General features: G+C 52.5%; 1 rRNA gene. It reads left to right on the top strand.

The window, feature by feature from the left end:
* Window positions 1-1,720: ribosomal RNA gene (locus tag K675_RS0111900) — 23S ribosomal RNA — on the top strand; the annotation flags it as partial.
* Window positions 1,721-1,907: the final 187 nt, after the last annotated feature.

The raw sequence follows: 1,907 nt of genomic DNA, 5'->3' as shown, positions 1-1,907 counted from the left end.
GCGGTAGAGGAGCGTTCTGTAAGCCTGTGAAGGTGAGTTGAGAAGCTTGCTGGAGGTATCAGAAGTGCGAATGCTGACATGAGTAACGACAATGGGTGTGAAAAACACCCACGCCGAAAGACCAAGGTTTCCTGCGCAACGTTAATCGACGCAGGGTTAGTCGGTCCCTAAGGCGAGGCTGAAAAGCGTAGTCGATGGAAAACAGGTTAATATTCCTGTACTTCTGGTTATTGCGATGGAGGGACGGAGAAGGCTAGGCCAGCTTGGCGTTGGTTGTCCAAGTTTAAGGTGGTAGGCTGAGATCTTAGGTAAATCCGGGATCTCAAGGCCGAGAGCTGATGACGAGTGTCCTTTAGGACGCGAAGTGGTTGATGCCATGCTTCCAAGAAAAGCTTCTAAGCTTCAGATAACCAGGAACCGTACCCCAAACCGACACAGGTGGTTAGGTAGAGAATACCAAGGCGCTTGAGAGAACTCGGGTGAAGGAACTAGGCAAAATGGCACCGTAACTTCGGGAGAAGGTGCGCCGGTGAGGGTGAAGGACTTGCTCCGTAAGCCCATGCCGGTCGAAGATACCAGGCCGCTGCGACTGTTTATTAAAAACACAGCACTCTGCAAACACGAAAGTGGACGTATAGGGTGTGACGCCTGCCCGGTGCCGGAAGGTTAATTGATGGGGTTAGCGAAAGCGAAGCTCTTGATCGAAGCCCCGGTAAACGGCGGCCGTAACTATAACGGTCCTAAGGTAGCGAAATTCCTTGTCGGGTAAGTTCCGACCTGCACGAATGGCGTAACGATGGCGGCGCTGTCTCCACCCGAGACTCAGTGAAATTGAAATCGCTGTGAAGATGCAGTGTATCCGCGGCTAGACGGAAAGACCCCGTGAACCTTTACTATAGCTTTGCACTGGACTTTGAATTTGCTTGTGTAGGATAGGTGGGAGGCTTTGAAGCGTGAACGCCAGTTTGCGTGGAGCCATCCTTGAAATACCACCCTGGCAACTTTGAGGTTCTAACTCAGGTCCGTTATCCGGATCGAGGACAGTGTATGGTGGGTAGTTTGACTGGGGCGGTCTCCTCCTAAAGAGTAACGGAGGAGTACGAAGGTGCGCTCAGACCGGTCGGAAATCGGTCGCAGAGTATAAAGGCAAAAGCGCGCTTGACTGCGAGACAGACACGTCGAGCAGGTACGAAAGTAGGTCTTAGTGATCCGGTGGTTCTGTATGGAAGGGCCATCGCTCAACGGATAAAAGGTACTCCGGGGATAACAGGCTGATACCGCCCAAGAGTTCATATCGACGGCGGTGTTTGGCACCTCGATGTCGGCTCATCACATCCTGGGGCTGAAGCCGGTCCCAAGGGTATGGCTGTTCGCCATTTAAAGTGGTACGCGAGCTGGGTTTAGAACGTCGTGAGACAGTTCGGTCCCTATCTGCCGTGGACGTTTGAGATTTGAGAGGGGCTGCTCCTAGTACGAGAGGACCGGAGTGGACGAACCTCTGGTGTTCCGGTTGTCACGCCAGTGGCATTGCCGGGTAGCTATGTTCGGAAAAGATAACCGCTGAAAGCATCTAAGCGGGAAACTTGCCTCAAGATGAGATCTCACTGGAACCTTGAGTTCCCTGAAGGGCCGTCGAAGACTACGACGTTGATAGGTGGGGTGTGTAAGCGCTGTGAGGCGTTGAGCTAACCCATACTAATTGCCCGTGAGGCTTGACCATATAACACCCAAGCAATTTGCGTCGAATGAGCAGATTGCGGTGTATGAAGACGAAGTGAACCGAAAGTTTGCCACGCACAAAACACCGAGAGCTGTCACATACCCGATTCGCTGGAGCGTTGCCCAAACAACGAGCCGGCTACAGAATTTCTTGACGACCATAGAGCATTGGAACCACCTGATCCCAT

Origin of the sequence: Pseudomonas fuscovaginae SE-1 (assembly GCF_000364705.1) — a bacterium.
GTDB lineage: Bacteria > Pseudomonadota > Gammaproteobacteria > Pseudomonadales > Pseudomonadaceae > Aquipseudomonas > Aquipseudomonas fuscovaginae_A.
Note: the sequence above shows the minus strand (reverse complement) of the source record. Positions and strands in the feature narration are given on the sequence as shown.